A 26,784-nucleotide genomic window follows, 5' to 3' on the forward strand; every position below is an offset into this window, starting at 1 on the left:
TATTCTGCCTCCAGTGAAATAGCCGACCAAGAATGTCGTACTTCAAGCAGGGTCGGGGCTTCGCCTACCCCGACTACGAGCCGCAGTGGCCCCCAGAGCCGCCTTTCGAGCTCCTAAGCGTCAGAGCGAGAGTGAAGGTGGACCTCGAGAACAGGTCCATCGAGGGGTCTGCTGTGAACGTTTTCCGAGCGCTTGACGGCATCGACGTCCTACAGCTGCACGCGCGGGACATGGACATAAGGAGCGTGAGGGTGGACGGCGCGGTCGCGAAGTACTTCTACGACGGGGACGTGCTAGAGGTGCACCTCCCTAGATCGTACCAGAGGGGTGAGGCCTTCGAGGTCCAGGTCGACTACAGGGCTGTGAGGCCAAAGGCGGGTGTCTGGTTCGTGCCGACTGATGTTGAGGGCCCGGCGAGGCTCGCCTACACTCAGGGCCAGCCTGAGGACACGAGGTTCTGGCTCCCGACCTACGACTACCCGAACAGGAAGACCACCGTCGAGCTAACCGTCATCGCACCCAGCGGCCTCCAGGTTGTCGCAAACGGAACGCTAACCTCTAAGCGTGTCGAAGGCGGGCTGTCGGAGTGGGTGTTCAGGCTAGACTCCCGGATACCGACGTACCTTATAGCGTTCGCTGTGGGGGACTTCACCGTCGTGGAGGAGAGCTTCGACGGAGTTCTCCTACAATACGTCGTCCCGAGGGGGAGGGAAGCCGACATCGAGAGGAGCTTCAGGTACACCAAGGAGATGATCAGGTTCTTCGAGGACTTCACCGGCGTGAAGTACCCCTACCCGAAGTACGCGCAGGTCTGCGTCGACGAGTTCGTGGCAGGGGGTATGGAGAACGCCTCCGTCACCATACTAACCAGCGCAACCCTGCACGACGAGAAGGCGCACGTGGACTACAGGAGCGAGCCCCTCGTGAGCCACGAGCTGGCTCACCAGTGGTTCGGGGACCTGGTCACCTGCAGGGACTGGTCGCACCTCTGGCTGAACGAGAGCTTCGCCACCCTGATGGAGGCGCTGTGGAGGAGGAGGGAGCTCGGGGAAGACGAGTTCGTCTACGACCTCATCGGGATGCTCGACTCGTACTTAGGCGAGTACGAGAGGTACTCCCGACCCATCGTCACCCGCACCTACAGGTACGCGGAGGAGCTCTTCGACGCCCACAGCTACCCGAAGGGGGCGCTCGTCCTCTGGACCCTCATGAACCTCGTGGGGGAGCAGGTCTTCCGCAGAGGGGTGAACCTGTACCTCACGAGGCGCAGGGAGGATAACGCGGACACAGACGACCTCCGCAAGGCCATGGAGGAGGCTTCGGGGAGGAGGCTCGACTGGTTCTTCGAGCAGTTCGTCCAGAACTCCGGTCACCCGTCTCTGACCGTCTCCTGGAAGTGGAGCGAAAAGGAGGGGCTCCTCGAGCTCCGCGTCTCGCAGAGCCAGGGAGAGGACTCGCTACCAAGGTACATGCTGACGCTGGAGGTCGAGTTCGTCGGGGACGGGTGGAAGATCCGCAGGGCCTTCGAGATCTCGGAGAAGAGCCACTACTTCCCGGTGAAGCTCCCCTCGCAGCCCAAGGCGGTCTGCGTCGACCCTGACTTCAAGCTCTTCAAAGCCCTTAGCCTAGACGTCGGCCCGGAGGAGCTCGTCAATATAATCAGGAACTGCGGGAAGCTCTACCCGCGCGTCGTCGCCGTCCGCGAGCTCGGGAAGAAGGGCGGGGCAAGGCACGTCGACGAACTGGGCAAAGTGCTCCTCGATGAGGCCGAGTTCTGGGGCCTGAGAGCCGAGGCCGCGGACGCGCTCAGGCGGATAGGCGGGGACAGCGCCGCGAGGCTCCTCCTGGACTCTCTCGCCACAGTCAAGCACCCTCGCGTCCGGAGAGCCGTCGTGAGGGCCCTCTCGGGCTTCAGGGGGGACCGCTTCGGGAAAGCCCTAGCCGAGGTGCTCAGGAACCCCGAAGAAAGCTACTACGTGCGCGCGGAGGCCGCGATCGCGGTCGCGAAAACCCGCTACTCCCAGGCGTTCGAGGAGCTCAAAAAGGCCTTAGAGTACCCTTCCCACAACCACGTTATAGCAGCAAGCGCCCTCGAGGGCCTAGGGCTACTCGGCACCGAGGAGGCGCTCGAGGTAATCCTCCCCTACACCGAGCCTGAGAAACCACTGCAGCTACGCACGGCGGCTCTGAGGGCGCTTGGCTACTTCGCTCCCAGCCCTCGCGTGCTCGATGTCCTCGAGCAGGCCTCCAGGAGCCAGCACCCCCACATCAGAACAGCAGTGGTGGTTGCTGCTACGCGGTCGCTCAGCCCGAGGTATCTGGGTATACTCGAGGCGCTGAGAGGGGATGTATCGGGCTCAGTCGCGAGGCGCGCTAGGGACGCGATCGAGCAGATCAAGAAGAGCATGGAGAGAGGAGAGGAGTACAGGAAGCTGCGGGAGGAACTCGACAAACTAGCGGAGGAGGAGCGCAGGCTCGCAGAGAGGGTTGAGAAGCTAGAGAAGCGAGGGGCCTAAGAATTTCTATTTCAGCCTTTTAGATTTTTACGTTCCCTTGGAAGAAGGCATCTTTCTACTCACGTGAGCGCTGGGAGCTACTCCGCTAAGAAGTGTCCTAGGAAAACTGTGACTGCTGCAGTCCACCCGAAGTTGAAGCGGTTCGTGATGCCAGGTTTACCGTCTGCGTAGTAGTATTCAGCGAAGTTAAGCGAGCTCGCCATTAGGTCGAGCCACTTTCGCGCAACACTGATGGCTAGGTCGCGGTAAGAGTAGTTGGTAAGACCTATCACCACTAGAGCAGTAGTGGGCGGCCATATGGGGCCCCTCCAGTAACATGGGTCAAACGAGTACAGCCAGTCCGGCTCCTCAGACATGTACTTAGGGTCATCGAAGGCCACGGTCGGGACGCCGTGCTGGCCCCAGAACTCCTTCTCGGATGTCAAGTGGCTTACCAGCTTCGCGGCCTGGCCTTTATCGGCGGCTTCAGCATAGAGCATTGTGAAGGCCTGAACCGACTTCACCCTGACGGGCTGGAGAGACCACGTTAGCGGGTAGTAGAAGCCGTCTTCGCTATCCCAGAACAGCTCGTTGATCACGTTAGATAGCTCCTCGTGCTCAGACTCGAAGAAGCTCTTTTCATCCCCCAGGCCGAGCTCCTCGGCTACTATTGACATCGACCGGGCGCTCGCGGCTAAAGAGGCCGTGAGGAAGGGGTCAAGCACCTCTATGAAGTAGTAGTCCCCGACCTTCACGGTCCTGCCCTCGGCGACGTCGTAGGTGGGGTGGTTGTCCATCCCAGTCGAGCAGACAGCCCAGTACGCGAGCTTAAACTCCTTCTCGGGGTCCCCCTCGCGGGCGCCCGTGAACGGGCTTAGAGTCCTCTTCGCTCTGCCGTGCAGGTTACCGTTCCGGCTCCACCAGCGGTAGTACTGCTTCAGCCTCGGGAACCACCTCCTAACGCTCTCCCTGTCGCCTGTGCGGCGCAAGTAGTACTCGACCGCGAAGTGTATGATCGGGGGCTGGCTTCTCAGATCCTGGTTGCCAGCGCTCAGCGGCGCGTTCGGGATAAGCCCGTCATCCCTCATCAGCAGTAAAAGCGATTCGATGTTTTCTTTCGCCAGCGCGGGATCAACGTGGACCAACCCAAGCACGTGAAATGCCGTGTCCCAGCAGTACGGGACGGGGTACGCCTTAAGGTGAGGCACAACCACCCTGTAGCCGTTAAACACCTTCACGTTCCCAAGCAGGACCTCCCTGGCCTTGCTCAAAACAGGCGAATAGCGCTCACCCAGCATCATGACAACTACGCTGTATGTCTATGGCGCTAATAAGCCTTATACACTACATGCAAGCGGATAACGCTCAAGCTTGCGGCTCGTTCAGCAGGAACGCAAGTAGGAGGTGATCGAAGAAATTACACGTTATGGTTTTAATCCCTGCGAATGCCGTAGAACACGTGTCAAGCCTAAGCCTCTCCGAGATCGAGAGAAGGCTGTTCGACCTTCTCGCATCGACGGTGCTCGGCTTCTCCGAGCTCAACGAGTGGAGGCTCGGAGACCGGGAGGTGGAGCTACCCTTCATGCGCAAGGCTAGGGCCGACGAGGAGATTACGCTCGAGCGAGAGGTCAGCCTGCCCGCGGATGCGGGCTCGTGGCTCCTCAGGCTCGACATCACGGGAAACGGTGAGCTGTACGTTGACGGGGAGCTCTACCAGGCGCTGGACGAGTACCACAGAGTGGCCGTGCTCCAGCCTGGCTCCCACGCGCTGCGCTTGTCGGCCACCCCCAGGAGGCTGTTCGGCGAGAGCCCCTGGGTTTTTGGCTTCCTCGGTGCGGGAGCCGCCTCGGTGCTGTGGGACGAGTTCGTGAAGGCTCTCTCGCTCATGGACCTCGTTCCGCTAGCTAGGTCCGACGCGCGAGTTAGGGAGGCTCTCGCAGGCGCCGCGTCGAAGATCACGGTGACACCCTCCCAGCTGCAGGTCTACGCGGCCACCGTCCTGCTCTACGGCTTCACGCTCCAGGACAGGAGCCCGGAGTTCCGCGGACTAAGGTGGGACTACGCGTACAACTCGTCCGTGTACGGGTCAGCTGTGGCGAGAGGGCTCATCGCCGACACACCGCGGCCCAGCCCCGAGGAGGTCAAGAGGGAGGTGGAGGAGGCCGTTGTGGAGGTGCGTCGGCTTCTGGGGGGTGAGAGGCCCGGCGGCGAGATCTACCTCTTCGGCCACGCGCACATAGACACGGCGTGGCTCTGGCCATTCAGCGAGACGAAGCGCAAGGTCAGGAGGACATTCAGTACGGTTGTGAGACTCGCGGAGCTGGGCTACAGGTTCACCTACGCGCAGAGCGGGGCGCAGAACTACGCTTGGCTTGAGGAGCTGGACCCACGCCTCTTCGAGAAGCTGAAGGGGCTCCTCGCGAGGGGCTTGTGGCTGCCGGTTGGTGGGATGTGGGTGGAGTCGGACACCCAGCTCGTCACGGGTGAGTCCCTTGCGAGGCAGTTCCTCTACGGCCAGAGGTACTTCGCGGAGAAGCTCGGCAGGAGGTGCAGGATCGGCTGGCTCCCCGACAGCTTCGGCTTCTCGGCCCAGCTACCCCAGCTCCTGAGGAAGTCCGGGCTTGAGGTGTTCGTGACGCACAAGGTCATGTGGAACGACACGAACGAGTTCCCGTACCACGCCTTCGTGTGGAGGGGGCTCGACGGCTCGGAGGTGGTGTCCCACATCCTGGTCCAGACGTACAACGGCGTCCTCACGGCCGAGGAGCTCCGGTCCCTGTGGGAGAGGTACAAGCAGAAGGACGTGTTCCCGGTGGCCGTCCACGCGTACGGCTTCGGCGACGGCGGCGGGGGGCCAACTATAACGATGCTCGAGCGCCTAAAGCTCCTGAAGGAACTATCCATCACCCCCCGGCTGGTCGAGGCCCCGAGCGAGGAGGAGTACCTGGCTCAGCTCCGGGCCAGCAGGGACAAGTTGCCCGTCTGGGCCGGGGAGATTTACAACGAGTTCCACCGGGGAGTGTACACCACCAACCTGAGAGTCAAGCAGCTTATGGCGAAGGCTGAGAGCGAGGCGATGTGGGCTGACTTCCTGGCGGCCGTTTCGCTACTACACGGAATCAGCGGGCCGAGGACTTTCAGCGAGGAGTGGAAGACCATACTCAGGAACCAGTTCCACGACGTCCTCCCCGGCTCCTCCTGCTACGAGGCCTACCTCGAGTCGTACAGGGAGCTGGAGGAGGTTCTGCGGTCGCTGGGCACTGCCTCTGGCGAGATGCTCAGGAGCGTCGCCGAGAGGATCTCGTCTCCTAAGGGGAGCATAATCCTGTTTAACAGGCTCTCGTGGCCCGTGAAGCTCCCCGTTACGCTGCCCTCTTGCCGATACGCTTCACGCTCGATCCACGCCTGCCAGGAGGAGGGCGAGGGGGCTGTGGCCGTAGTTTCGGTGCCGGCGCTCGGCTACACGGCACTCGAGCCAGCTGATGAGCCGAGGGTGGCGGGGGAGGCTAGAGCCTACGAGGAAGAAGGGAGGGTTGTTCTCGAGAACGAGGGGGTGCGCGTTGTCATCGAGAAGGATGGGAGGATCTCCTCCGTTTTCAGCAAGAGGCATGGGTTCGAGGCAGTCAAGCAGGTGGAGTTCAGAGTTCACGTGGACAAGCCTGGGAACTTCGACGCCTGGGATATCGACAGGTCGGCGCTGCAGCTCCCCTCCGAGCTCCTCGTGGCCTCTGAGGGTCCGAGGGTGGTCTCCGGCGGGCCTTGCGCTGCTAGGGCCGAGGTGGTGTACAGGTACCGCGGCTCCACGGTGAAGCTCCGGGTCAGCGTCTACTCTGGCCTGGACCTCGTTGAGGTTGAAGTGGGGCTTGAGTGGAGCGAGAAGTCCCGCCTCCTGAAAGCCTGGGTGGACACCGCGCTCGACGTCGACCACGCGTACTGCCACGTGCCCTTCGGGGTCGTGAGGCGTCCCACGAGGCCTTCGGACAGGAGGTCTGAGGCCATGTTCGAGGTCCCAGCGCTCCACTGGGTGGACCTCAGCGACGGCACGCGAGGTCTGAGCCTGATAGCGACGGACAGGCACGGCTACAGCTTCAGCGGCGGCAGGGTTGGCCTGAGCATCCTGAAGTCCCCCTCGATGCCTAACCCCTGGTCCGACCTCGGCAGCATGACCACGAAGTTCTACCTATACCCCCACCTCGGAGACTACGTCACGGGTGAGGTGTACAAGGTCGCCTACGCGCTGTTCTCAGGCCTTAAGGCCGCCTCCAAGGCGCAGACTGGGGGCGACCTCCCGCCGGAGGGATCGTTCCTGGAGGTGCGCGGGGGCATTTTGGAGTCCCTGAAGGTCTCTGAGGACCTGAGCGGCATCGTCGCGAGGGTCTACGACATCACAGGCCAGGGTGCGGTCGTCGAGGTGAGGCTCCCGAGAGAGGTGTCGCTACTCGAGTCGGATATCCCAGAGCTTGACCTTAAAGAGCTCGGCTCGGGCGCGAGCTCCTTCAAGGTGAACCTCTCACCCTTCGAGGTGAAAACGCTCCTCTTCCGGCTCAGCCGCCGCTAAACCCAAGCGTGGCGTGCGGAGTTGTTCTCCCGAAAAGTATCCCAGTTCTACCGGCTTACTCTACCTAAGTGGTCATGTGAAAGAGCTGTAGCGGAAACCTTAGGGGGTGGGGAAAACGATTAGGCATCGCGCTCACGCCTTCCCGTTGCTGGGTTGGAGCCACATATACGCGATAAGCGGGGCAAATGCGTCTAGAGGCGCGAATGATGCTTAGGAAGCCTCCTGGAGGGGTTGGCCCTTCCTGATTATCTCGATGACTTCCTCGGGGGTCACCTCCTCCTTTGGAGTGTCGGCTATCTTCCTGCCGTGGTCGAGGACCACGATCCTGTCCGCGACCTCGTAGACGTGGTAGATGTTGTGCGAGATTATGATGACGCTCACACCCTGGTTCTTAACCTCGAGCACGTGGTCTAGCACCCTCCTGGTCTCCCTCACCGACAGCGCCGCTGTAGGCTCGTCTAGGATCAGGAGCTTGGCCTTGAAGTGCATAGCCCTCCCGATCGCCACCGACTGCCTCTCACCTCCGCTGAGCTTCGCGACCCTCTCGCTTGGGCTCCTGAGCCTCTTGAGGCCTATGCTCTGGATGATGCTCCAGGCCTGCTCGTCCATCGCCCTCCTGTCGAGGAAGGTGAACGGCCCTATCTTCTTGGTCGGCTCCCTTCCCAGGAAGATGTTCCTGCTGATGCTGAGGAGGTCTATGAGGGCTAGGTGCTGGTAAACTATCTCCACGCCGGCCGCCCTGGCCTCCGCGGGGTCGCGGAATATCCTCGGCTGCCCCTCCCAGTAGATCTCACCCTCGTCCGGCTGGTAGACGCCAGCGATTATCTTCACCAGCGTGCTCTTACCCGCGCCGTTGTCCCCCACAAGCCCCACTACCTCGCCTCTCCCGACGTGGAAGTCCACGCCCCGGAGGGCCTCTACGCGGCCGAACCTCTTGACGATCTTCCTCATCTCTAGGAGCCTCTCCATAGGCGGATCACCCCGCTGTCACGAACTTCTTGACGATGAAGGTGTTTATCACAGTGGCGACTATGAGTATCACTCCTATGAAGGCGCTGTACCAGTACGCCGGGGCTTTCGCCAGCACGAGCCCGACGCGTGTCATGGCTACGAGGAGGGCTCCGAGGAAGGTTCCCGCGATGCTCCCATAGCCCCCCGTCAGTAGGCAGCCGCCGAGCACCGCGCTCGTGATAGTCTCGAGCTCGAGCCCCTGCCCCAGCGTGGGGTCGACGACCTTGAAGCGCGAGAAAGCCATCAGCCCCGCGAGCCCGGCCATTAGCGAGGAGAGGCCGAAGTTTACGAGCTTCACCCTCTGGACCCTCACTCCAAGCTCTCTAGCAGTCGCGGCGCTCGCGCCCACAGCGTAGGTCCAGTTGCCGTAGGGTGTGTAGTCGAGGATCACCGCGTACAGCACCGTCAGGAGTACGAGCCACATCGCGCTCGTGCGAAGGCCCTCCGTCCCTATAGGGCCGTTCAGCACGTCCGTGAGCCAGTGAGCGACCTCGAGCCGAACCGGGAACCCCCCTGTTACCGCTAGGAGGATCCCCCTGAGGAACATCATCATGCCCAGCGACGTTATGAAGCTCGGGATCCCCGTCCTCACTGTGATGTAGCCCGTTAGAACGCCTAGAGCGAAGGCCAAAGCGAGCATGACTATGCTAGCCAGCAGGAGGTCTACACCGCTGTTGGCCATCAGGGCTACTCCCATCGGGACCAACGCGTAAACCGAGCCGACGGACAGGTTGAACTCGCCCGTGATCATGAGGAAAGCCACGCCTATGGAGGCTACGCCTAGCTCGCCCGCCAGGGTGAGGATGCTATAAAGCGTAGTCAGTGTGGGGAAACGGTCAGGCGCGAGGGCGGTGAAGGCTATGGCTATCGAGAAGAAGCTCGCTACAACGCCCAGCTCGGGGTGCTGAAGGAGGAAAACAGGCAAAGACATCTTCCCTTTATAGCCTGACCCCATCAGCGATCACCCACGAGAAAATAAAAAAAAGGTGTAATTTTCAGGCACCACCTGTGGTAGCGATCTGCTTCCTGACGGTGTCTAGCTTAGCCTTGTCGATGACTGTGGGCCCTGTCGGCACGTGGGCTGGAGGTATAATGCCGTACTTGACGTAGAGGTACATGAAGACCACCGGCAGGAAGCCCTGGGCGAAGGGCTGCTGGCTGACGGCGGCGTCGAGCTCTCCCGCCTCGATGGCCTTCAGTATGGTGTCATCGATGTCGACTGTGAGCAGGTGGACTTTGCCTACGAGGTTCATCTCCCTGAGAACCTGCAGCGCGGGGTGTGCGCCGAGGGGCCCTAGGGTGAAGATCACGTCTGTGTCGGGGTGGGCTGTGAGGTAGTCCCGGAAGGCCTGCGCCGCCTTGGTCGGGTCGGTGGTGATATCTAGCTTCTCAACGGGGGTTCCGGGGTACGCCTGTGTGATAGCGTCCGTGATGCCCTTAGCCCTGGTTTCGAGGCCTACGTGCCCTACCTCGTGTATGCCTATGACGACGCGCTTGGGTTTGTATCCCTTGTCGACCAGGTACTTCGCGAGGTAGTAGCCAGCATCATACTCGTTCTGACCAACGTAGCTGAGGTAGGGGATCCTCTGGTTCTCGGGCCTAGGGTCTGGAACGTTCACCGCGATTATCGGGATACCCTGGCTTATCGCCCTGCGCGCAGGCTCGTCGAGGGCCTTGTAGTCCGTTATCGTAAGGATGATCCCGTTGGGCTTAGCCGCTATCGCGCTGTTGAGGAGGTCGACGAGGGCCTGGATGCTGAACTTCTCAGGCCCGCTGTAGACGACCTTAACGTTGAGAAGCTGCCCGGCTAGCTGAGAGCCCTTGATGACAGGAGCCCACCACGGGTCGGCGGGGCCGCCGTGGGAGACGTAGTAGAAGGTGTACTCGGGAGCCCCTGCCGGGGCGCCTGCCTTGTACTGCTCCAGCTGCTTCTCCAGCTCGGCGTACTTGGAGTAGGGCACCATCGTCGCGGCGGCAAATCCGTAGCCGACCACTGCGCCTATGATTAGGCCGATTACAAGGTAGACGGCTATCGTCGTCAGCTTGCTTTTTTGTTGCTGGCTCATACAACCTTCTCGTGCAATAACACTCTATATATGATTATACAGCAAGGTTTATATTATTCACTCTTTAAGAGTTAAGGAGCTTGAACTGAGGATTAGCTGGTGCTCCGGCTTGCGATATCTAGTCCCTTTTAACTCATGCAACACTCTGCGATATACAACGAGGCCGTTCGATCAAGGGCAACTCTTCCTACTGCGAGTAGAAAGCCTCGAGAACCTTGCGGGTCGTCTTGTAGCTGAACTCCACGTTCCTGAGGGACACGCGCTCATCCACGCCGTGAACCATCTTGAAGAGCTCTTTAAGAGGGAGGTCGGACCTGAGGGGGACGAAGCCGTAGGCCTTTGATCCGAAGGCGCTGCGAAAGAACCTGGAGTCTGTGCCGCCTGTCGACATGTAGGGCGCTATTCGAGAGCCCGGCGACTCAGCCGCCACAGCCTCTTCTATGGCCTTGTACAGGCGTGTCCCGACGGGCGACTCCGTGGCGCCGTCGGTGTGGATGAACTTCAGCTCGTAGCTGATGCCCCTCAGCAGCTCCGCTATGTATCCTCGGACCCAATCCTCCCCGTAGCCGGGCAGGAGCCTGCAGTCAACGCTGAGCTCGCAGGAGGACGGGATCACGTTCACCTTCTCCCCGCCCCTAATGACCGTGGGGGCCATCGTATTCCGGAGCATCGCGTCCAGCATCGGCGCGATTTCCCACGACGACCTCAAGAGCATGGGGAGCCCGAGCCTGGACGTGAGCAGCACTCTCAGCGGAGCGGGCACGCCCTGGGACTCGAGCATCCTCTCGAGCATGAGCTTAACGTAGGGCTTGACGTCCAGCGGCGGCTGCCGAGAGGCTAGCCTTGCAGCGGCCTCAGACGCCTTCAGCACCGCGTTGTCGCCCGACCTGGGCATCGAGGCATGGCCCGGAGATCCCTTGAAAGCCAGCTTAAACCAGTAGACCCCCTTCTCGGCCGTCTGCACGAGGAAAACGCTCCCCCTCTTCCCCGGAACCTCGAAGCCTCCGCCCTCGTTCAGCACGTACTCCGCTTTCACGAGCTCCGGGTGCTTCTCCACCAGCCACCCCGCGCCCATCCTCCCGCCCATCTCCTCGTCGGCTGTCGCTGCGTAGATGAGGCGTCCCTTAAACCTCCTGGACTCGACGAAGTCCAGGAAGACGCGGAGCATCACGGCGACGCTCAGCTTGTCGTCGACAGCCCCGCGTCCCCAGATGAATCCGTCCTTCACCAGCCCCGAGAAGGGGTCGACGCTCCACTCCTCGGGGTTAGCGGGTACGACGTCGAGGTGGGAGAGTAGGAGCAGGGACGGGCCCGGCTCATTGGACTCGGCCCACGCTACAATGCTACCCCTGTTTGGCGCGCTCTCGAGCAGCTTGTACTCGACGCCTGCTCCGCTTAGGGCCTCTGCGATGAGCTTCGCGGCAGGCGTCTCGTTGCCTGGAGGGTTAGTGGTGTCCACGCGTATGAGCTCCGAGAGCATGTCGGCGACAAATGCTACTTTGGGATCCACGGGTAAGCTTCTCGCCCAAGCGCATAAGCCTTTCGCTCTTCGAGGCTCGCTGACGGACCCAAGTATAAAAGGAGGGAGCGGGCAGTTCTCCCGCGCAAACCACCCAGTGAACTCCTTCCTCCGCATTTTAAGGTTAAAGGTGCTCTCAAGGGCTTTGCGACGTATAACCTCCAATAAAAAAGTTGGGATACCGGCTTCGCATTTTAGAAGAGAGCTGATTCGAATCTCGCGCTACGTTTTTATCGGAGGTCACCGTGGCTAGCGTAGGGAGGGTGTTGACAAGCAGCCTCAGCGACCTCAAGAAGGAGTTCCTCAGGCTGTTGGATACAGACGAGGAGTTCCGCTACGCTGTGGCAGGCTACCTAGGGTACTCCGAGATCCTTAACGAGCTGAAAGCACTCCGCGAGGAGCAGCGGAGAATCTGGGAGAGCATCGAAAAGCTGTGGAACGAGGTCAGGGCTCTCAGAGAGGAGCAGAACAAGCTGTGGGAGGAGATCAAGAACCTTAGAGAAAACCAGGAGAAACTCTGGCAGGAGGTCAGGGCTCTTAGAGAAGATACCAAGACCCTTTGGGAGGAGGTGAGGACTTTGAGGGAAGGTCAGGAAACTCTGAGTGAGGGGCAGGAAAAGCTTTGGGAGGAGGTGAGGACCTTGAAGGATGGTCAGGAGAGGCTGTGGAGGTACATGAAGGCCGGCTTCGCTGAGCTACGGGCAACGCTGGGGGCCACGTTCGAGGACTACGCCAGAGCATTCCTAGAGGTGATGCTGGAGGAGATGGGTTACCCCGGGGCGCGCGTCACAAGAGGGTACCTGCTCCGCGACAGAGAGGTCGTGGAGGTCGACATGCTCTGCGAGAACCCCCTTGTGGTAGGCGAGGCGACTTCCAGGATCCAGAGCATCGAGGATGCTGAGAGGGAGGTTGAGAAGCTCACGGAGAGGGTCCGCCTCGCTGAGGAGAAGTACGGGAGGAAGCCCGTCCTGGCTGTGCTCGCCGTGGGCTCCGCCCCCCCAGAGGTCCTCGATAGGCTCAAATCGCTCGCCGAGAAAAATGGCTTCAAGCTGGTCGTTGGCAGACTGTACGAGGAGAGCTGAGCTGGACTCCCTGCGCCTTCACCCCTTAGGCGCTTCCGCTCTCGGGATGCGATTCTTCAAAGTAGGAAGAGCTGTCGAAAAGTCAGCGCTTTCCGCTTGAACATTATCCCCTGTGTGCGGCGGTCAATGCACGTGAGGGCTTCTCCGAACTGGCATGGAGTATGCGGTGATTATCGATAGATAACACTTTATACTCCACTGCTGATTTAATGCTTGTGACCTCTGAGCATGTTTCCGCTCTTCTCCTCGTTCTACTCGTGGTAGCCGGTGCCGTAGCTCTCTGGATCCTTCAGCAGCAACTGCACTCAGAGTACACTAAGGCGGCTCAGGAGCGGCTGCCCTCGAAGATTAAAGTCGATGCAGTCGAGGTGGGTTTGGATGGGACGGTTGTGCTCTACATTAGAACGCTTGACGACTACACGTCGAAGGTTCAGACCTTCTACCTGGTCGACCCGGTTAGCGACCTAGCCCTCGCGGTCTACAACTACGAGGTCACCCTGAGCCCGGGCAACGTTACCCGAGTGCTCATACCCTCCTACGTCCTGAAGGGAACATCCCTGCCGGAGAGGAGCTACCTCGTGCTGAAGACAGGGAGCGCCACCTCGCTTACGACGGTTGCCGTCGTGCCTCGTCAAGTGCTCGAGCAGGCCCTTGCGCGCGAGTTCCCAAAGCTGGCTTACAAGGCTTATGAAAGCTCCACCAACCTCAACATAAACCACTACGTGGTGCTGGATCCAGTGAGGGGGGATTTCAGGCTCCACGACGAGCCTACCGGCAAGGATTCCTACGGCAAAGCTCCTTTGATCACGGACAGCGAGGTGGGGCTCCCCGGCTGGGTGCCCTGGAGCAGCAGGCCCTTCGATTCACCAGTAATCATCGCGGTCAACCCCACCTACGCGCGCCGCGACTGGGTGTTCACCGTTAACTTGGCGGGTCAGCCTTACAGGTTCTACCTGCAGGCGCTCGGAGAGGATGCGCTGGGAGACTACCTGCTTCTGTGGGAGGACCTCTACAACCCGTTCAGGCCGCCGGGCAGCGTGGACGACTGGATGGACCACGTCGTCAGGGTGACGCTCTTCGAGAACGGCACGCTCCGCATCGCCATTTTCAGAGCGAAAGGCGGGTACCGCCAGGCGTTCTACGTGGGGCTACCCAGCATCGACGCGCCTCCCGCAGATCCCTCCGCGGGTTGCTGCAGCTCCTCGATAAGCAACATAGGAAGGCTGCCCTGCGGCGATTCCTGCGTCTACTGCAAGGACTTCAACGCATATTGGCAGGTCGTGTCTGGCGGCTACTACCGCGAGTTCTATGTCACGAGCACGGTCGCCAGCCCCTAGGCTCCTCGCGCATTCCCAGCCAGAAGCACCTGAAAGCTAGTTGCATCCCCGCGATACGGGAGGAGCTATTACTTCCACTCAGTGATTCTGTGAATGCACTCGCTCTCCTTTCTCTCCTCGAGGCCGATTCCCGTAATTCAAAGTGCATTCCGAAAAATCGCTGTAGTAAGATTTAAGTAAGAATTCTTTCTTACTACACCCCTGGTGAGTGAGTTGAAGACTGTGGTTTCAAGCAAAGGGCAGGTCGTGATCCCGAAGCGCGTGAGGGAGGAGCTGGGGCTGACTCCCGGCACAGTCCTTAGAGTGCGAGTCGAGGGGAGAAGGGTAATCCTGGAGCCGGTCGAGGAGCCGCCTGAGGAGGTGTTCGTCAGGGCTGGGTCGAGCGTCACCGAGCGAATACTCAGGGAGGCTAAAAGCTTTGGCGATAAGGCGCAGAGGCTGCTGGAAGACCTAGGTGTCCCTGTTGGCTAGCGTGGGCTTAGACACGAGCGTGATAATAGAGTACATCGACGAGGAGGGCGAGTACCACGAGCACGCCGAGGCCGTATTTTCAGCTATCATGTCGGGGAAGCTGGAGGCGCTGATACCCCACCCCATCCTGGCGGAGACGTTCTACGTAGCCGCGAGGATGTACCGGGAGCTAGGCGCCCGAGAGCCGGAGGCCACCGCTTCGAAACTGGTGGAGTGGCTCTACAGGCTCCCACAGGTGAAGGTGATTGGCACGAGCTTAGAGCTCGCCCTGGAAGCGGGGAAGGTCAAGCTACGCTACAAGCTCGCCTTGACGGACTGCTACGTCATCGCGGCGTGCAAGATACACGGCTGCACAGCGCTCTTCAAGAAGCCCGAGGCAGAGATGAGGGAAAGCATCCAGCAGCTGAAGAAGGACTACAGGGTAGTCTTCCTCGAGGAGTACAAGTAGGAGGCTTTGACCAACAGAATCAAACAGCCCTTGGGACTACTAACAGCAATTGTTAAAAACCTGTACTCAATGATGTTCAGGGAATGAGGTAATTGGCTGCCTGCCGACCGCGTGAGGCTTCCCGGCCTTGACCGACCGCTTGCGGGTGCCGAGAATTCAACTACTTACTTCAAAGTAAAGGCTAATGTTGGAGAGCCGTGGATTTTGCAAGCCAGCTGATCTAGTCAGTTTGCACCGACCAACCTTTTCGCCTGAACTAGTTGTTTCCCAGCTCCTCCACCAGTAAGTCAATGATTCTCTTTAGCTCCAGCTTTCCGAGGCTGTCCTCGACGAGGCTGTGGTAGGCGCCCTTCACGAGTGCCTCGACAGCCTCGTCGTAGCTGAACCCCCTCGACCTGAGGTAGAAGACCTGGTCCTCGTCGAGAGGCGCTTGCGCCACCGAGTGGCTGGCCTCCGCGGGCTCGTCTGACTCTATCTCGAGGACTGGGGAGGCGTACACCTTCGCTTTGCTCGTGAGCGGCACCAGCCTCGAGCTGACCCGCAGCCTACTACCCCTTGCACCGCGGCGAGACCTCGCGTACCCCTTGTGGGCAATGTACCCGTCCCCGGCGAAGCCGACGGCCCTGATGTCGAGCTCTGCCCCAGGGGCGCGGGCCTCCGCGTCCGTTACCAGCGCGAGCTTCGAGCCCTTGTTGGAGGCGAGGAGGGCTCTCGTGCTTAGCCGGGAGTTCGCACCTGCGAGGTCTGCGTGCGCTTCTAGGTGGAGCATCCGCGAGCGCGCCGCGACTATGAGGTTTTCCAAGGAGGCGTTCTCCCCGAGGGATGCGTCCTGGAAGATGGCTGAGGGCGAGTCCCGTGAGTCGAAGACCACGTAGCTCGCCTTGAGGTTCGCCCCCGGCGCCACGTTGATGTTCAGGGTGAGGGTCACCAGCCCCCTAGAGGATTCTGGCGAGAGTAGTAGGACCCTGAGGTCTGAGCGGCCCCGAGCCTGGACCTCGAGGTGCGCGGACAGCACACCCTCGTTCGGCTTCGGCACGAGGAGGGTTACGCTGGCGTCTGTGAGGAGGAGCCTGTGGAAGGAGTTGAGGTTGCGCTCGTGGAAGCTCAGGATCCTTAGGGAGCTTGCCCTCGGGAAGGCGGGTCTCTCCGCGACGGGGGTGGGCTTCAGTATGGTCGTGGGCTCTGCGCCTAGAACGTTCAGCAGGTCGTCGTCCCAGCCCAGCCCTAGGGGCGGGGAGGGGTTCTCGATGTACGGGTCGAACGCCTTCCAGTCGGTGTAGTAGCGCACCGTTGGGGAGTCGGCTACCGGCTGGTAGGGCACCTTGAGTACTTCCTCGAGCTTCACCCGTAGCCACCCAGCTCCTCGAACTCCAGCTCAAGGACCCGCCGGAAGACCACCTGGTACTCGAAGGGCAGCCTCCCCAGTAGGTCCCCGACGTAGCCCAGGACCAGCATCCGCCTAGCCTCGCCCTCGCTTAAGCCCCTCGACTGGGCGTAGAACAGTGCGTCCTCGCTCAGCCTGCCCGTTGTCGCCTCGTGAACGACGGTTACGCTCTCCTCCTCGACCTCGTTCTTGGGGTACGTGTAGGCCCTCGACGACTCATCGAGTATCAGGCTGTCGCACTTCACCGAGGCCTTGGAGCCAGACGCCCCCCTCGCCACCCTCACGAGCCCCCTGTAGACGGCCACCCCGCCCTGCGCGCTGATGCTCTTGCTCACGACCTCGCTGCTCGTGTTGGGCGCCAGGTGGAAGACCTTGGCTCCGCCGTCCTTCCAGGTCGGGCCCTTCGCGAGGGTGATGTTCGCTATGCTCGCCCTAGCCCCCTCGCCCTTGAGTACAGCGGCAGGGTAGACGTAGCTGACCTTGCTACCTAGGCTCCCCTCAGCCCACTCGATTGTGGCGTTCTCCTCGAGGATCGCCCTCTTGTTGTTGAAGTTGATGAGGTTCTTGCTCCAGTTCTGGACAGTGGTGAACTTAACGTGCGACCCCCTGTGCGCGTATATCTCCACCATGCCGTCGTGGAAGCTGTACTTCTTGAAGAGGGGAGCCGCGCAGCCCTCGATGAAGTGCACGAAGCTACCCTCGTCGGCGACTATCAGGGTGTGCTCGAACTGGCCCTCGAGCTCGCTGGCTACGAAGAAGAAAGCCTCGATGGGCGCCTCTATCCTGACCCGAGGGGGAACGTAGAGGAACACTCCCCCGCTCCACAGGGCCCCGTGCAGTGCGGCGAACTTGTGGTCGCTGGGCGGGAAAACGCGCATGAAGTACCTCTTTACGAGGTCAGGGTACTTCACGAGAGCCTCGCTCATGTCCATGAGGACCACACCGGACCGCTCGAGGTATTTTTTGAAAGCCAGGTACACGGTCTCGCTCTCGAACTGGGCGGCGAGGCCCGAGAGGACCTTCGCCTCGATCTCCGGCAAGCCCAGCCTCTCGTAGACACGTCTGATCTCCTCGGGCAGCTCCTCCCAGCTCCTCGCCCTCTCTACGTCAGGCTGGACGTAGTGGGCGAGCTCCTCCAAGTCCAGCTCCTCAACCCCCACAAGCCAGTTGGGCATAGGTAGCTTTTCGAAGAGCTCGAGGCTCCTGAGCCTGAGCCTCAGCATCCACTCCGGCTCCTTCTTCGACCTCGAGAGCTCCTCCACCAGGCTCCTCGAGATCCTTCCCCTGAGCTCCAGCCGCGGCTTGTGCATTATCGAGCTGACAGTGTAGTCCAGCTCAGGTAGCCCCTCGAGGACAGCCGGCCTGCTCACTCCGCGACCACCGGGAAGCCCTCAGCTTCCACCCTCCTCGCAAGCTCGAGTCCACCCTGCGCCACAATCCTCCCAGACACCATGATGAGCACTTTGTCCGGCTTCACGTACTCGATCGTCGTGGGGTTGTGGCTGACAAGCAGAACCGCTTTCCCGCTGGAGGCCAGCTGCCTAACCTTCTCAGCCAGCATCCTCAAACCGTCTATGTCGAGGCCCGAGTCCGGCTCGTCCAGCATCACGACCTTGGGGTTGAAGACCAGCGCCTGCGCCAGCTCGAACCTCTTCCTCTCACCGCCCGAGAAGCCCACGTGCACACTGCGGTCCGCGTACTCCCTCGGAAGACCCACCTCCTCCAGAGAGCTCTCCACCTTATCCTTCACGCTGACACCCAGCTTACCCGCAGCCTCTACGAGAAAATTGAACACCTTAACCCCCGGCAGCTCTGGGGGCGACTGGAAGGCGAGGAAGAGACCCCTCCTGGCCCTCTCCTCCGGCCTCAAAGCCAGCAGATCCTCCCCGTCAAGCAGAGCGCGGCCCTCCGTAACCGTGTACCTGGGGTGGCCCATGAGCGCGAGGAGTAGCGTGCTCTTCCCGCTGCCGTTGGGCCCCATGATCACTGTAACCACTCCCTTCGGCGCCGTGAAGCTGGCTCCGCGCACTATCCGCTTCCCCTCAACGGCAACCGTTAGGTTTTCAACAACGAGCCCTTCCATGCGTATCCCACCGTCATAAACACCTGTTTGAATATAAAGGTTACCGGCTAGACAAGCACCCTGAACTCCTCGTTGACGAAGACCTTGTGGCTCTCGAGCTCCGCGAGCACACCCCTCCTTACAACACCAGGCAGAGCCTCAGGTGGATATACGCCCGCGAGCCTCCTGCCCCTGAGGACCCTCATGACTGCTAGGGCGACGAGCGCCGTTGGGTAGGTGATGTAGGTAGCGCCGGGCATGAGCTCGTTAACCCTCCTCTGGCTGGGGAAGACGACGCTCCTGGATGAGACGGCCCTAGCCCCCCCGACCTCGCCCTCGACGACCACCTTCAGGGCGAAGAAAGCGTCCTCCAGGTCCCCCTCCTCGACTGCGCGGATAGCCTCAAGCGGCCCGCTGGGCTCTCTGAGAACCTGGTAAAGGATACTCCTCAGGGGAACCAACCGCCCCCTGACCAGTATCTTCCTGTCCTCCAAGACGCCTAGGCGGTAGAGCGCCCTCAGCGTCTCGATGTCGCTCCCGCCGGCGTAGTAGGAGAAGTCCCTTATCCTAAGGAAAGCCGGGATGGTGTAGCTCTCGTCGTTCGAGACGGAGTAGCAGCGAATCGACCCGATAGGCTCTGGGAACTCGCAGAGCGCTGACTCCGCGAACGGCTCGGACATGAAGTACCTCCCGTTCCTGTACACCAGGACGGGCGTGGCCACGTTCAGCATCTCCTCCTTGGACCACGAGATTATGAAGGACGAGCCCCGCTGGTCCTCGAGAGACATCACCTTGACCGAGTGCGCCCTGTCGAAGTCCTCGTAGGCCTCCCTAGCCAGAATGTTCGAGAGCCCCGGCGAGGCCCCCGCGTTTATCACAGCCGTCACGCCCTCGGCCAAGAACCTTTTCGACAAGGAGAGCTGCTCAGCCCTCCTCCTCTTCCCCCCGTAGCACGCCAGGTCCACGTAGCCGACCCCAGCCCTCAGCGCGGCCTCCATAACCAGGGGGTTCAGGAGAACTTCTCTCTCCCCCACCCTGACGAAGGTTGGGAGGGAGTTCACGACGAAGTCGAAGCCCTTAAGCTTAGCCGCAAGCTCGTCAACCCTGACGGCGTCCGCCTCCTCAACGGGCACGCCACCTCCCTCGTCGAGGCTCAGGAAGCTCCTAGCCTTCTCGACGTCCCTGTCGAGGCAGACTACGCTCTCAGCCACCTTAGTCTTCACAGCCAGCCTAGCCACCACCGAGCCGACCGCACCGCATCCAAGCACAGCAAGCCTCATAGCCCTCTAAGAGACTTTCACGATTGCCTTTAACAATGTTTCCCCTCCCTCATTGTTTAGTGAGGTTCTATAGCATTGACATACTGTGACAAATTCAAGGAAAAGCTTTAATATTGAACAATAACAACCAGCATATGTATCGAAGCTTATACGACGTTTCAACAAACTCTCTTAAAGTAGTAACCCTCGAGGGAAAGGAGCCGGTTAAAACTCTGAAAGCGGGAGAAGACATCCTCATTCGCGTAGATGAACACGGGAACGTGCTGGAAATAGAGTTCAGAGACCCCAAGAAAATCATATCAACTCTTCTGAAGAGCTACCTTGAAGCGCCTACAGTCTAACCAGGAAGCTAGACTTTATAGGCGTCGTTTTCTCCCCCCTGCGAAAGAGATTAGAGTAAGGTCCTTTTCACAGTAAGCCGGGATTGTGCTTGAGGATCGTGGTAGTCGGTGGAGGCTACATCGGGTTCTTCCTCGCTAAGTACTTCGCCCGTAGGGGTGACAGGGTGGTCGTGGTCGAGAAAAGGAAGCCCCTGTGCGACAAGATAGCGAAGGAGATCGACGCGACTGTATTCTGCGGTGACGCGACGCGAGTGGAGGTATTAGAGGACGCTGAAGTCGATAAAGCAGACGTGCTGTTAGCCGTGACTGGCCGCGACAACGTCAACATCCGAGTTGCAGAGCTGGCTAAGAAGAGGTTTGGAGTCCCCCTGGTGGTGGTTCGCGTAGACGAGGCTGAGAACATGCGGAAAGCGATAGAGGCTGGGGCCGATAAGGTGGTATGCATGGACGACTTCGCCGAGTACTTTGCCAGGGTTGTGACCGCTAAAGGTTACAGGTACCTCTCGAGCTTCGATGGTGAAGCCATCCTCGAGGTCGACGTCCCGCCGGACTCTCCAGTAATCGGGCAGGACGCGCGGGAGATTGAGAGCAGGGGCGTTCGCCTGCTCCTCGTAGTCCAGGACGGAAGACCAGTGATCCCATCGAGCGAATACGTGGTCAAAGCCGACGACAAGTTGATAGTTTTCGGCAGGAAAGAGGAGCTGGAGGAGTTTCTGGACTACGCGTTCAGCGGGTGATGCAGGTGGACGCTTTGCCTGAGAGTCTGATCTTGTTCCTGGCCTCGCTCGTAGGCACCGTTATCGCCGGAAAGCTGTTCTCATGGGCTGTGAGGAGAACGCTCGGTAGGGTGAACAAGGTTCTGGGGGATGCTCTAGCCAGGTTTGGGAGCTGGGGTATATACCTTACCGGCTTCCTCTTCTCGCTGGAGCACCTGAACCTGAGGCTCGAGGTTCTCTTGATCTTCTTCGGGGCCCTAGCGGCGATGCTCCTCCTCGGCCTCAAGGACGTTTTGCCCAACGTTGTCGCCCGACACATGCTCGAGATATACAGGCCCTTTAAAGTCGGGGACTGGATCGAGGTGGACGGGAACGTTGGGAGGGTCGTGGACATCGACGACCTCTACACGGTAATCCTGACGGTTTACCACGAGAGGGTTTACATACCGAACACTGCACTGCTGAAGAAGCAGGTTGTGAACATAACGAGGAGTGAGGGGGTAGACGTGGTGACGTCCTTCGAGGTGCCCGTGACCGGTGACATCGGCAAGCTGATCACCCGCCTCGAGAGATCGCTCAAGAAAGAGCTCGAGGAGGAGGTGATGGAGGGAGAGCCCGAGGTCTGGCTTTCAGGGATCTCTGGCGGCAAGGCGCGGCTAACGGTCAGAACCCGCATTGGAAACCCTAACAGGGTTCCGGAGGTGAGGTCGAAGATCCTACTCTCTGTTGCAAAGGTTATCTCGGAGCCGGGCTAGCTCTGCGCCTCCTCTGGTAAAGGTAGTAAAATATCAGCCCCGCCGCGAGCCACGCGAAGCCCACGTTTCTCCCCTCCTCGTGGGACCACACGACCATTAACCACATCACCGCCGTCGATAACGCTCCCAGAAGCGCCGATACTGGGAACTCCACCCTCCTGCCCTTCACCCTGACGGGAATGTTGCCCGGAACCTTGAAGGGCCTGTACCTGTACGGATCCTTGAGCCTGAGCGCAATCACCGACAGGTTGACGATGGTGTAGGATATCAGTGCGCCGAAGTTGTAGAGGTCTGCGGCGAGCCCGAGGTGGCCGACCACTGCAAGAGCGAGCTGCACAACGGCAAATATGAGCACAGCACGGTAGGGCGTGAGGAACCTCGGGTGAAGCTCGCTCAGCCACTCCGGCAGCATTCCCTCCTTCCCCATAGCGTAGGCCATCCTTGAAACCCCCACGATTCCCGTGTTCGTGGCCACGTAGCACACGGTCATCCCGATGAACGAGACCCATAGGCTCAGCGCCTCGCCGTAGGGGAGGTGCTCCGCGACCACAACCGCTGGATCCTTGTAAGACGCCGCGAGCCTCTCCCACCCTACAACGCCGATCGCCAGGGTTGAGAAAGCGATCGCGAAGCCTATGACTACAGCGCTAACGAACTTTACGGCCAGGGGTATGGTTCTGCCTGCCCTTCTCGTCTCCTCGGCTGTCTGGGATATCACCTCTATCCCTAAGTAGGAGGCCATCGCGAGCGTCGAGGCATAGATAAAGTCGTGCAGTGTTGGGTTTACCCCGATCTTCACCTGGTCGAAGAAGGGCTTGAAGCTGGTGAGGTAGCCGAGGCTCATTATCACCAGCAGGCCTGATATGTCGGCAAGGACTAGCGCAGAGCTGAACCTCGCCGACTCCCTGATTCCCAGAATGTTCAGCGCCACGAGGACGGCTACGAGGATAGAAGCTGTCATGCCGAAGTAGGGGTCGCGGTGGAGGACCGGGAAGAGGTGCCCCAAGTACCCCGTTGTCGCGAGGGCGAAGATCGAGCCTGTCACTATGTAGTCGAGGAGGAGGCTCCAGCCGCTTATAAAAGCAGCCAGCCTCCCGAAGGCCCTTTCAGCGAACTTCATCCCTCCACCAGCCTCCGGGATCGCGGAGCTCAGCTCGGCGTAGCTTAAGGCGGTAAGGAGGTAGGAGATCGAAGCCACCGCGAACGCTACGGGGGTTGCGGGACCAGCGTAGGACGCCACCAAGCCTAGGGTCATGTAGATGCCGGCTCCCACGTCGGCGTAGCCGAAGCTGAAGACGCCGAGAAGACCAATCCTCCTTTTAAGCCTCTGCTCTCCCTCCGAACCAGGCACAAAAGTGACAGTATCTTTAAGCTAAAAACTTTAGACGATCTCGGAGAGGGGGACGGCGTGGAGGAGCATGTGAGGAATCACGCGGAAAGCCTCCGCCATCTCGGAGCCTATGGCTGCTCCGAAGGCGGCCGCTAGCGTTTCAAGCTGCTGGACGGTCACAGGCCACGTGGCCTCGAACTGGCTCCTGTGCTTCGAGAGAGCCTCGATCTTACGCGTGAATGTTCCCGAGACGTCGTGGAAGTAGTTCGGCCTAGCAGTGTAGTAGTAAACGACGGCGGCGACGAGGTGAGGTGGGAGGTCGCGAAGGACGAGGGGGAGGGGGGACAACATAACAGCCTCTGAGACCAGCCAGCCGGTAATTCTGTGGTCGGGGTGGGCCTCGTACATCAGCCAGGGATCGGGAGCCAGCACCACGTCGGGCTTCTCCTCGCGGATCGCTCTGATCACGCGGCTTCGAGCTTCAGGCGTGTAGGGAAGCTGGGTGTCAGGGTAGTCGAGCCAGTGAATCCTCGTGACCCCGATGACTTTAGCGGCCTCCTCCTGCTCGCGGCGCCTGGTCTCAGCGAGCTTACGGGGATCTAGCGAGGGGTCTGAGGCGCCCATCGAGCCGTCGGTCATCGTAAGGTAGACTACCTCGACGCCCTTGTCGGCCAGGTCCGCCAGTGTTCCCCCGGCGCCGAACTCGCAGTCATCGGGGTGCGGCTGGACGCAGAGCACCTTCCTTGCACCCTCGAAGGGCGCGCCTATCTCCGGGAAAGCTTCGAGCGCGAGCTCCCTGAGGGCCCGCGTGAGGCCGAGCCTGGAGACGAGCTGCCTCACTCTTTGAGTGTTTTCAGCGGGAAACCCCACACGCTACTCCGCGCTCCACGCGCTAAAAGTTTTTCGCGGCAGCCCTCCTTCCTAGCCCCTCAAGTGCTCCACGGATAAGGCTGTGTAGACAAGCGCGGTGATAGCCGCGTGGGTCAGTGACAGCGCAAGCCCGTAAACAGGCACTCCCAGCGCGGATGAGAGGAGGAAGTAGAGGATGTAAGTGTTCCTCCTCCCGTCTACCTTCGCGAAGGCCCTGCCCAGGCTACCGGCCTCCTTCAGGGTCGCGCCTGAAGCTATGTGAAACTGCAGGTACAGGTGCTTGATGTAGCTGTTTGCGATGAGCATCGCGAAGCCGAGGATCAGGGCCAGCGTGTCCATTGCCCTGCTGTAGCACCCGAGGGCGTAAGCCGCATACCATGCCAGCTCGTAGAGGGTGTCAGCAGTGTGCTCTAGAAGCCCCAGCTTCGACGCAACCCCCCTAACCCTAGCTAGTTTCCCGTCGACTCCGTCGAGGATCCCCACAAGGTAGGCTGTGAGGCTACCGGCTACGAAGCTACCCTGCAGGAAGAGCACCAGCGGCACGGCGGCGAGAGCGTTCACCAGCAGCGTGATCCTGTTAGGGGTCACCCAATTGAAGCGTCCGACAAGCCTCACCAGTGCATTCTCAAGGGGTGCGTTGAGCTTAGACGTGAAGTGCACTCCCTTCTGAGCCCTCCTCAGGAGCCACTTCTCCAACGAAGGCCCGCTTTTGAAGATCGCAACGCTGTCCGCGCTCAAATCCACAATAGGTAAACCGCGCAGAGCGATGATCCTCTCGTAAAGCGCTGAAAGGGGTGTACAGGCTAGTTGCCCCCACAACTCCTTGATCAGCTTGCCCGTAAGCTTTAAAGCGACGAGCTCGGACCCTAGCTGGAAGGCCGTCTCCCCCCTGCTCTCAGCGATGGCCCTCAAAGACTCCACGCTGAATAGGGTATCTGCGCGCGCAACAAGAACCTCTTCCCCCGCATCGACGTCAGGAGTGCCTGCCTGCGCGGGCAATCCGTAGGCTACGAGAACTCTAACGGCGTCCTCAGCACAGGCTCCTACAACGCATAGCGTCAACCCTGCCCTGGCGTACTCCCTCGCAATCCTCACTATGAGGGGTGTGCTGAACACCTCGACTTTCACCGGTAGACATGGGTCTGGGAGATCGCAGGTCGTTAGCAAAGCCTTCACTGCTCCTCACCCCCCAGGTGTCTGACGATCTTCTCAGAAAAGGAGGTGTAGATGTCGCTGAAAACCCTCTGCAGCTGCCGTGCGAGATCGTAAAGGAAGAACGCGAGGACACTTACCCCGATCAGAGAGACCACGGCCGAGAGCATTGAGCCGTAGAGTGGGAGGCTTTTAACCAGGGGGGCAACTAAAGCGGCTAGAACCCATCCGATGACCACGTAGAATACGTCGACGAGCATGTGCATAGCCATGCTCTGGGTTATCTTCATCGCCCTAGCAACCCTGTCCACTGCGAGGTCGACGAAGAACTTCACTGAGGCTAGAATTCGGTAACCGTAGTAGAGCAGAGCCATAAGCTCCGCGAGCGAGAGGAGATCCGCTACTGTGATGGAGCGCGCGTAAATCTCGGCCAGCGGAAAGCCTCCAACGCTGCCCTTAGCCGTGTCGATGATGATGAAGATGAAAACCAGCGCAATGCCACTATTCACGATGCTCTCCAAGTGCCTCCTGACGACGACGTGCGGGATCTCCACTTTTGGCCTGGGCCTCTCCCTCTCCCTCCTCCTCGGCGCGGCAACACGTTCCCTAAAGATGGCGTGGAGTAGGCCTGCAAGCGCCACCAACCCCTGTGCCAAGTATAGGTACTCGAGAAACACGGGGGCAGGGCTCCCGGTGCCGAGGAAGAAGATTGGCGTGACGAGCCAGCGGAGACTCCTGCTGGAGATAGTTACGAGGAGTCCGCTGCCCTCCCTCATGGCGTTGCACAGTGAAAGCGACGAGATGAGCAGAGACGTCCACAGAGGGTCGGTTCTAATGAGGCTTGAAACGAGCAGGGCATCCACGAGAGTGCTGGAGAACCACACGGCGACTCTCGCATTCGACGAGCCTGTTAGCGCGTGCAAAGCCTCTCCTGCATCCACGAGAGCTAGGGCGGCGTAAGCGAGTAGCAGGGCTGGGAGGAGAGCTTGCCAGCTGCTCCCAGCAAGGAGTAACGTAGCCCAGTAGAGGGGGACCGAGAGAGAACCCAGGGCAAGAGCGGTTAGAGAAGGGTTGAAGCCTGAGAGCCGCGAGGCAATCAGCGAAGTTATTGGACGGGTGAGGAGCCTGGAGAGGATATCGTTCGTCCTCAACGCGTCGCGCCTTAAGAGCTGGGTCAGCCTTGCACGCGCCTCCGCTAGGTCCTCTGGCGTGTCGATGTCCTTCCAGTACAGCCCAGTCACGTCTACGTAGTCTAGCTCGCCATCCCTAGCCGCCAAGTCGAGAGCGTCGCCTATGGATGCAGTTGGCCCCTTAGCATTTATCGCCTCCTCGACGTAGCGCCTCGCCTTCTCCCGGAACAGTATCAGGCCTGTGTCAATTCCGTACATGTAACCCGCGCCTTTTCCAACTCTTTTCACCTCGCCGTCCTTGATCACTAGCTGGAGGCCCTCGTGGAGATCAGGCCTAGGAGGCTTCCTGTCGAGGCACACCGTGAAGGCTTTACCGCTCTTCCTGCTCAGGAGCTTGGCCAGAATAGCATCCTCGAAAATGTGGTCTGACATCACGACTAGAAACGGAGGTTCCACGTGCCTTAAAGCAGTGTAGACTGTGTACAGGTTGCCGAACTCAGGGGCTTCTCCGACCACTAGGACAACGGCTTGACCCCTGAGCTTCCCCTTGAAAGTCTCGGCAAACTCGGAGCGGGTCACGACGAGGATGTTCTTCAGGCCCGCTTTCCTGAGCTTTGAGATGTTCCACTCCACTATGCTGAGACCCTCCCTCAGCTCCATCAGGCCTTTGGGCATCTCGAGGCTGTAAGGGCGGAGCCTGCTCGCTACTCCCGCAGCTACTATGACTGCTGTGGCCACCTGGCCGGAGAACACTACTGCTGCACCTGCGCACAAGCA

22 protein-coding genes are annotated in these 26,784 nt (G+C 60.2%); 9 read left to right on the forward strand and 13 right to left on the reverse strand.

What is annotated here, in order from left to right; genetic code table 11:
* The first annotated feature begins 32 nt into the window (after nucleotides 1-32).
* Nucleotides 33-2,516 (forward strand): M1 family aminopeptidase, encoded by a 2,484-nt coding sequence (locus tag MOV14_RS01240; protein WP_318537416.1) that lies wholly within the window; start codon nucleotides 33-35, stop codon nucleotides 2,514-2,516.
* Between the two features lie 77 nt (nucleotides 2,517-2,593).
* Here the strand turns inward: MOV14_RS01240 and MOV14_RS01245 are convergent, their stop codons facing one another.
* On the reverse strand, nucleotides 2,594-3,796 hold the full coding sequence (locus MOV14_RS01245; protein WP_318537417.1) for an amylo-alpha-1,6-glucosidase: 1,203 nt from the start codon (nucleotides 3,794-3,796) through the stop codon (nucleotides 2,594-2,596).
* A gap of 158 nt (nucleotides 3,797-3,954) precedes the next feature.
* On the opposite strand from MOV14_RS01245, the gene MOV14_RS01250 reads away from it, so the two are divergent.
* Nucleotides 3,955-7,053 (forward strand): alpha-mannosidase, encoded by a 3,099-nt coding sequence (locus tag MOV14_RS01250; RefSeq protein WP_318537418.1) that lies wholly within the window; start codon nucleotides 3,955-3,957, stop codon nucleotides 7,051-7,053.
* Nucleotides 7,054-7,263: 210 nt separating this feature from the next.
* On the opposite strand, the gene MOV14_RS01255 is transcribed toward MOV14_RS01250, so the two are convergent.
* From MOV14_RS01255 to MOV14_RS01270, 4 genes are all read right to left on the reverse strand, one after another.
* Nucleotides 7,264-8,022, reverse strand: coding sequence for an ATP-binding cassette domain-containing protein (locus MOV14_RS01255; RefSeq protein ID WP_318537419.1), 759 nt, complete (start codon nucleotides 8,020-8,022; stop codon nucleotides 7,264-7,266).
* Nucleotides 8,023-8,029: 7 nt separating this feature from the next.
* Nucleotides 8,030-9,019 (reverse strand): ABC transporter permease, encoded by a 990-nt coding sequence (locus MOV14_RS01260; protein ID WP_318537420.1) that lies wholly within the window; start codon nucleotides 9,017-9,019, stop codon nucleotides 8,030-8,032.
* A gap of 40 nt (nucleotides 9,020-9,059) precedes the next feature.
* Nucleotides 9,060-10,130 carry a sugar ABC transporter substrate-binding protein gene (locus MOV14_RS01265; RefSeq protein WP_318537421.1) on the reverse strand — a complete coding sequence of 357 codons (1,071 nt, stop codon included), beginning with the start codon at nucleotides 10,128-10,130 and terminating at the stop codon, nucleotides 9,060-9,062.
* A gap of 187 nt (nucleotides 10,131-10,317) precedes the next feature.
* Nucleotides 10,318-11,640: a M20/M25/M40 family metallo-hydrolase gene (locus MOV14_RS01270; protein WP_318537422.1), complete on the reverse strand. Its 1,323-nt coding sequence runs from the start codon at nucleotides 11,638-11,640 to the stop codon at nucleotides 10,318-10,320.
* Between the two features lie 254 nt (nucleotides 11,641-11,894).
* Between MOV14_RS01270 and MOV14_RS01275 the strand changes: the two genes are divergently transcribed.
* The 4 genes from MOV14_RS01275 to MOV14_RS01290 all read left to right on the forward strand — a co-directional run bounded on the left by MOV14_RS01275 (nucleotide 11,895) and on the right by MOV14_RS01290 (nucleotide 14,987).
* Nucleotides 11,895-12,731, forward strand: a complete 837-nt coding sequence (locus tag MOV14_RS01275) for a hypothetical protein (RefSeq protein WP_318537423.1) — start codon at nucleotides 11,895-11,897, stop codon at nucleotides 12,729-12,731.
* Between the two features lie 215 nt (nucleotides 12,732-12,946).
* Nucleotides 12,947-14,068 carry a hypothetical protein gene (locus MOV14_RS01280; RefSeq protein ID WP_318537424.1) on the forward strand — a complete coding sequence of 374 codons (1,122 nt, stop codon included), beginning with the start codon at nucleotides 12,947-12,949 and terminating at the stop codon, nucleotides 14,066-14,068.
* A 222-nt stretch (nucleotides 14,069-14,290) separates the two neighbouring features.
* On the forward strand, nucleotides 14,291-14,539 hold the full coding sequence (locus tag MOV14_RS01285) for an AbrB/MazE/SpoVT family DNA-binding domain-containing protein (RefSeq protein ID WP_318538109.1): 249 nt from the start codon (nucleotides 14,291-14,293) through the stop codon (nucleotides 14,537-14,539).
* A 1-nt stretch (nucleotide 14,540) separates the two neighbouring features.
* A complete protein-coding gene (locus MOV14_RS01290; protein WP_318538110.1) occupies nucleotides 14,541-14,987 on the forward strand; it encodes a type II toxin-antitoxin system VapC family toxin in 447 nt (148 codons plus the stop codon).
* Nucleotides 14,988-15,243: 256 nt separating this feature from the next.
* Here MOV14_RS01290 and MOV14_RS01295 read toward each other — a convergent pair whose 3' ends face one another.
* Genes MOV14_RS01295 through MOV14_RS01310 form a run of 4 tightly spaced genes read right to left on the reverse strand, consistent with a single transcriptional unit; the run spans nucleotide 15,244 to nucleotide 19,713 of the window.
* Nucleotides 15,244-16,332, reverse strand: a complete 1,089-nt coding sequence (locus MOV14_RS01295; RefSeq protein ID WP_318537425.1) for a SufD family Fe-S cluster assembly protein — start codon at nucleotides 16,330-16,332, stop codon at nucleotides 15,244-15,246.
* Nucleotides 16,329-17,741, reverse strand: a complete 1,413-nt coding sequence (gene sufB / locus MOV14_RS01300; RefSeq protein ID WP_318537426.1) for a Fe-S cluster assembly protein SufB — start codon at nucleotides 17,739-17,741, stop codon at nucleotides 16,329-16,331. Before sufB ends, MOV14_RS01295 begins: the two co-directional genes overlap by 4 nt.
* A complete protein-coding gene (gene sufC, locus MOV14_RS01305) occupies nucleotides 17,738-18,454 on the reverse strand; it encodes a Fe-S cluster assembly ATPase SufC (protein WP_318537427.1) in 717 nt (238 codons plus the stop codon). Before sufC ends, sufB begins: the two co-directional genes overlap by 4 nt.
* A gap of 47 nt (nucleotides 18,455-18,501) precedes the next feature.
* Nucleotides 18,502-19,713: a saccharopine dehydrogenase family protein gene (locus tag MOV14_RS01310; RefSeq protein ID WP_318537428.1), complete on the reverse strand. Its 1,212-nt coding sequence runs from the start codon at nucleotides 19,711-19,713 to the stop codon at nucleotides 18,502-18,504.
* Nucleotides 19,714-19,847: 134 nt separating this feature from the next.
* Here MOV14_RS01310 and MOV14_RS01315 point away from each other — a divergent pair, with 134 nt between their 5' ends.
* The 3 genes from MOV14_RS01315 to MOV14_RS01325 all read left to right on the forward strand — a co-directional run bounded on the left by MOV14_RS01315 (nucleotide 19,848) and on the right by MOV14_RS01325 (nucleotide 21,525).
* On the forward strand, nucleotides 19,848-20,054 hold the full coding sequence (locus tag MOV14_RS01315; protein ID WP_318537429.1) for a DUF2283 domain-containing protein: 207 nt from the start codon (nucleotides 19,848-19,850) through the stop codon (nucleotides 20,052-20,054).
* A gap of 98 nt (nucleotides 20,055-20,152) precedes the next feature.
* A complete protein-coding gene (locus tag MOV14_RS01320) occupies nucleotides 20,153-20,791 on the forward strand; it encodes a potassium channel family protein (RefSeq protein WP_318538111.1) in 639 nt (212 codons plus the stop codon).
* Nucleotides 20,792-20,805: 14 nt separating this feature from the next.
* Nucleotides 20,806-21,525, forward strand: coding sequence for a mechanosensitive ion channel domain-containing protein (locus tag MOV14_RS01325; protein WP_318537430.1), 720 nt, complete (start codon nucleotides 20,806-20,808; stop codon nucleotides 21,523-21,525).
* On the opposite strand, the gene MOV14_RS01330 is transcribed toward MOV14_RS01325, so the two are convergent.
* The 4 genes from MOV14_RS01330 to MOV14_RS01345 are packed head-to-tail and all read right to left on the reverse strand — an operon-like array spanning nucleotide 21,506 to nucleotide 26,760.
* Nucleotides 21,506-22,876: an APC family permease gene (locus MOV14_RS01330; protein WP_318537431.1), complete on the reverse strand. Its 1,371-nt coding sequence runs from the start codon at nucleotides 22,874-22,876 to the stop codon at nucleotides 21,506-21,508. The two genes, MOV14_RS01325 and MOV14_RS01330, sit on opposite strands and share 20 nt — an antisense overlap.
* A 30-nt stretch (nucleotides 22,877-22,906) precedes the next feature.
* Nucleotides 22,907-23,725: a PIG-L deacetylase family protein gene (locus MOV14_RS01335; RefSeq protein ID WP_318537432.1), complete on the reverse strand. Its 819-nt coding sequence runs from the start codon at nucleotides 23,723-23,725 to the stop codon at nucleotides 22,907-22,909.
* Nucleotides 23,726-23,776: 51 nt separating this feature from the next.
* Nucleotides 23,777-24,901, reverse strand: a complete 1,125-nt coding sequence (locus tag MOV14_RS01340) for a CDP-alcohol phosphatidyltransferase family protein (protein ID WP_318537433.1) — start codon at nucleotides 24,899-24,901, stop codon at nucleotides 23,777-23,779.
* Nucleotides 24,898-26,760 carry a phosphocholine cytidylyltransferase family protein gene (locus tag MOV14_RS01345; protein ID WP_318537434.1) on the reverse strand — a complete coding sequence of 621 codons (1,863 nt, stop codon included), beginning with the start codon at nucleotides 26,758-26,760 and terminating at the stop codon, nucleotides 24,898-24,900. Before MOV14_RS01345 ends, MOV14_RS01340 begins: the two co-directional genes overlap by 4 nt.
* Between the last annotated feature and the right edge of the window lie 24 nt (nucleotides 26,761-26,784).

The sequence above is a fragment of the Infirmifilum sp. NZ genome (assembly GCF_022693705.1).
Taxonomy (GTDB): domain Archaea; phylum Thermoproteota; class Thermoprotei; order Thermofilales; family Thermofilaceae; genus Thermofilum.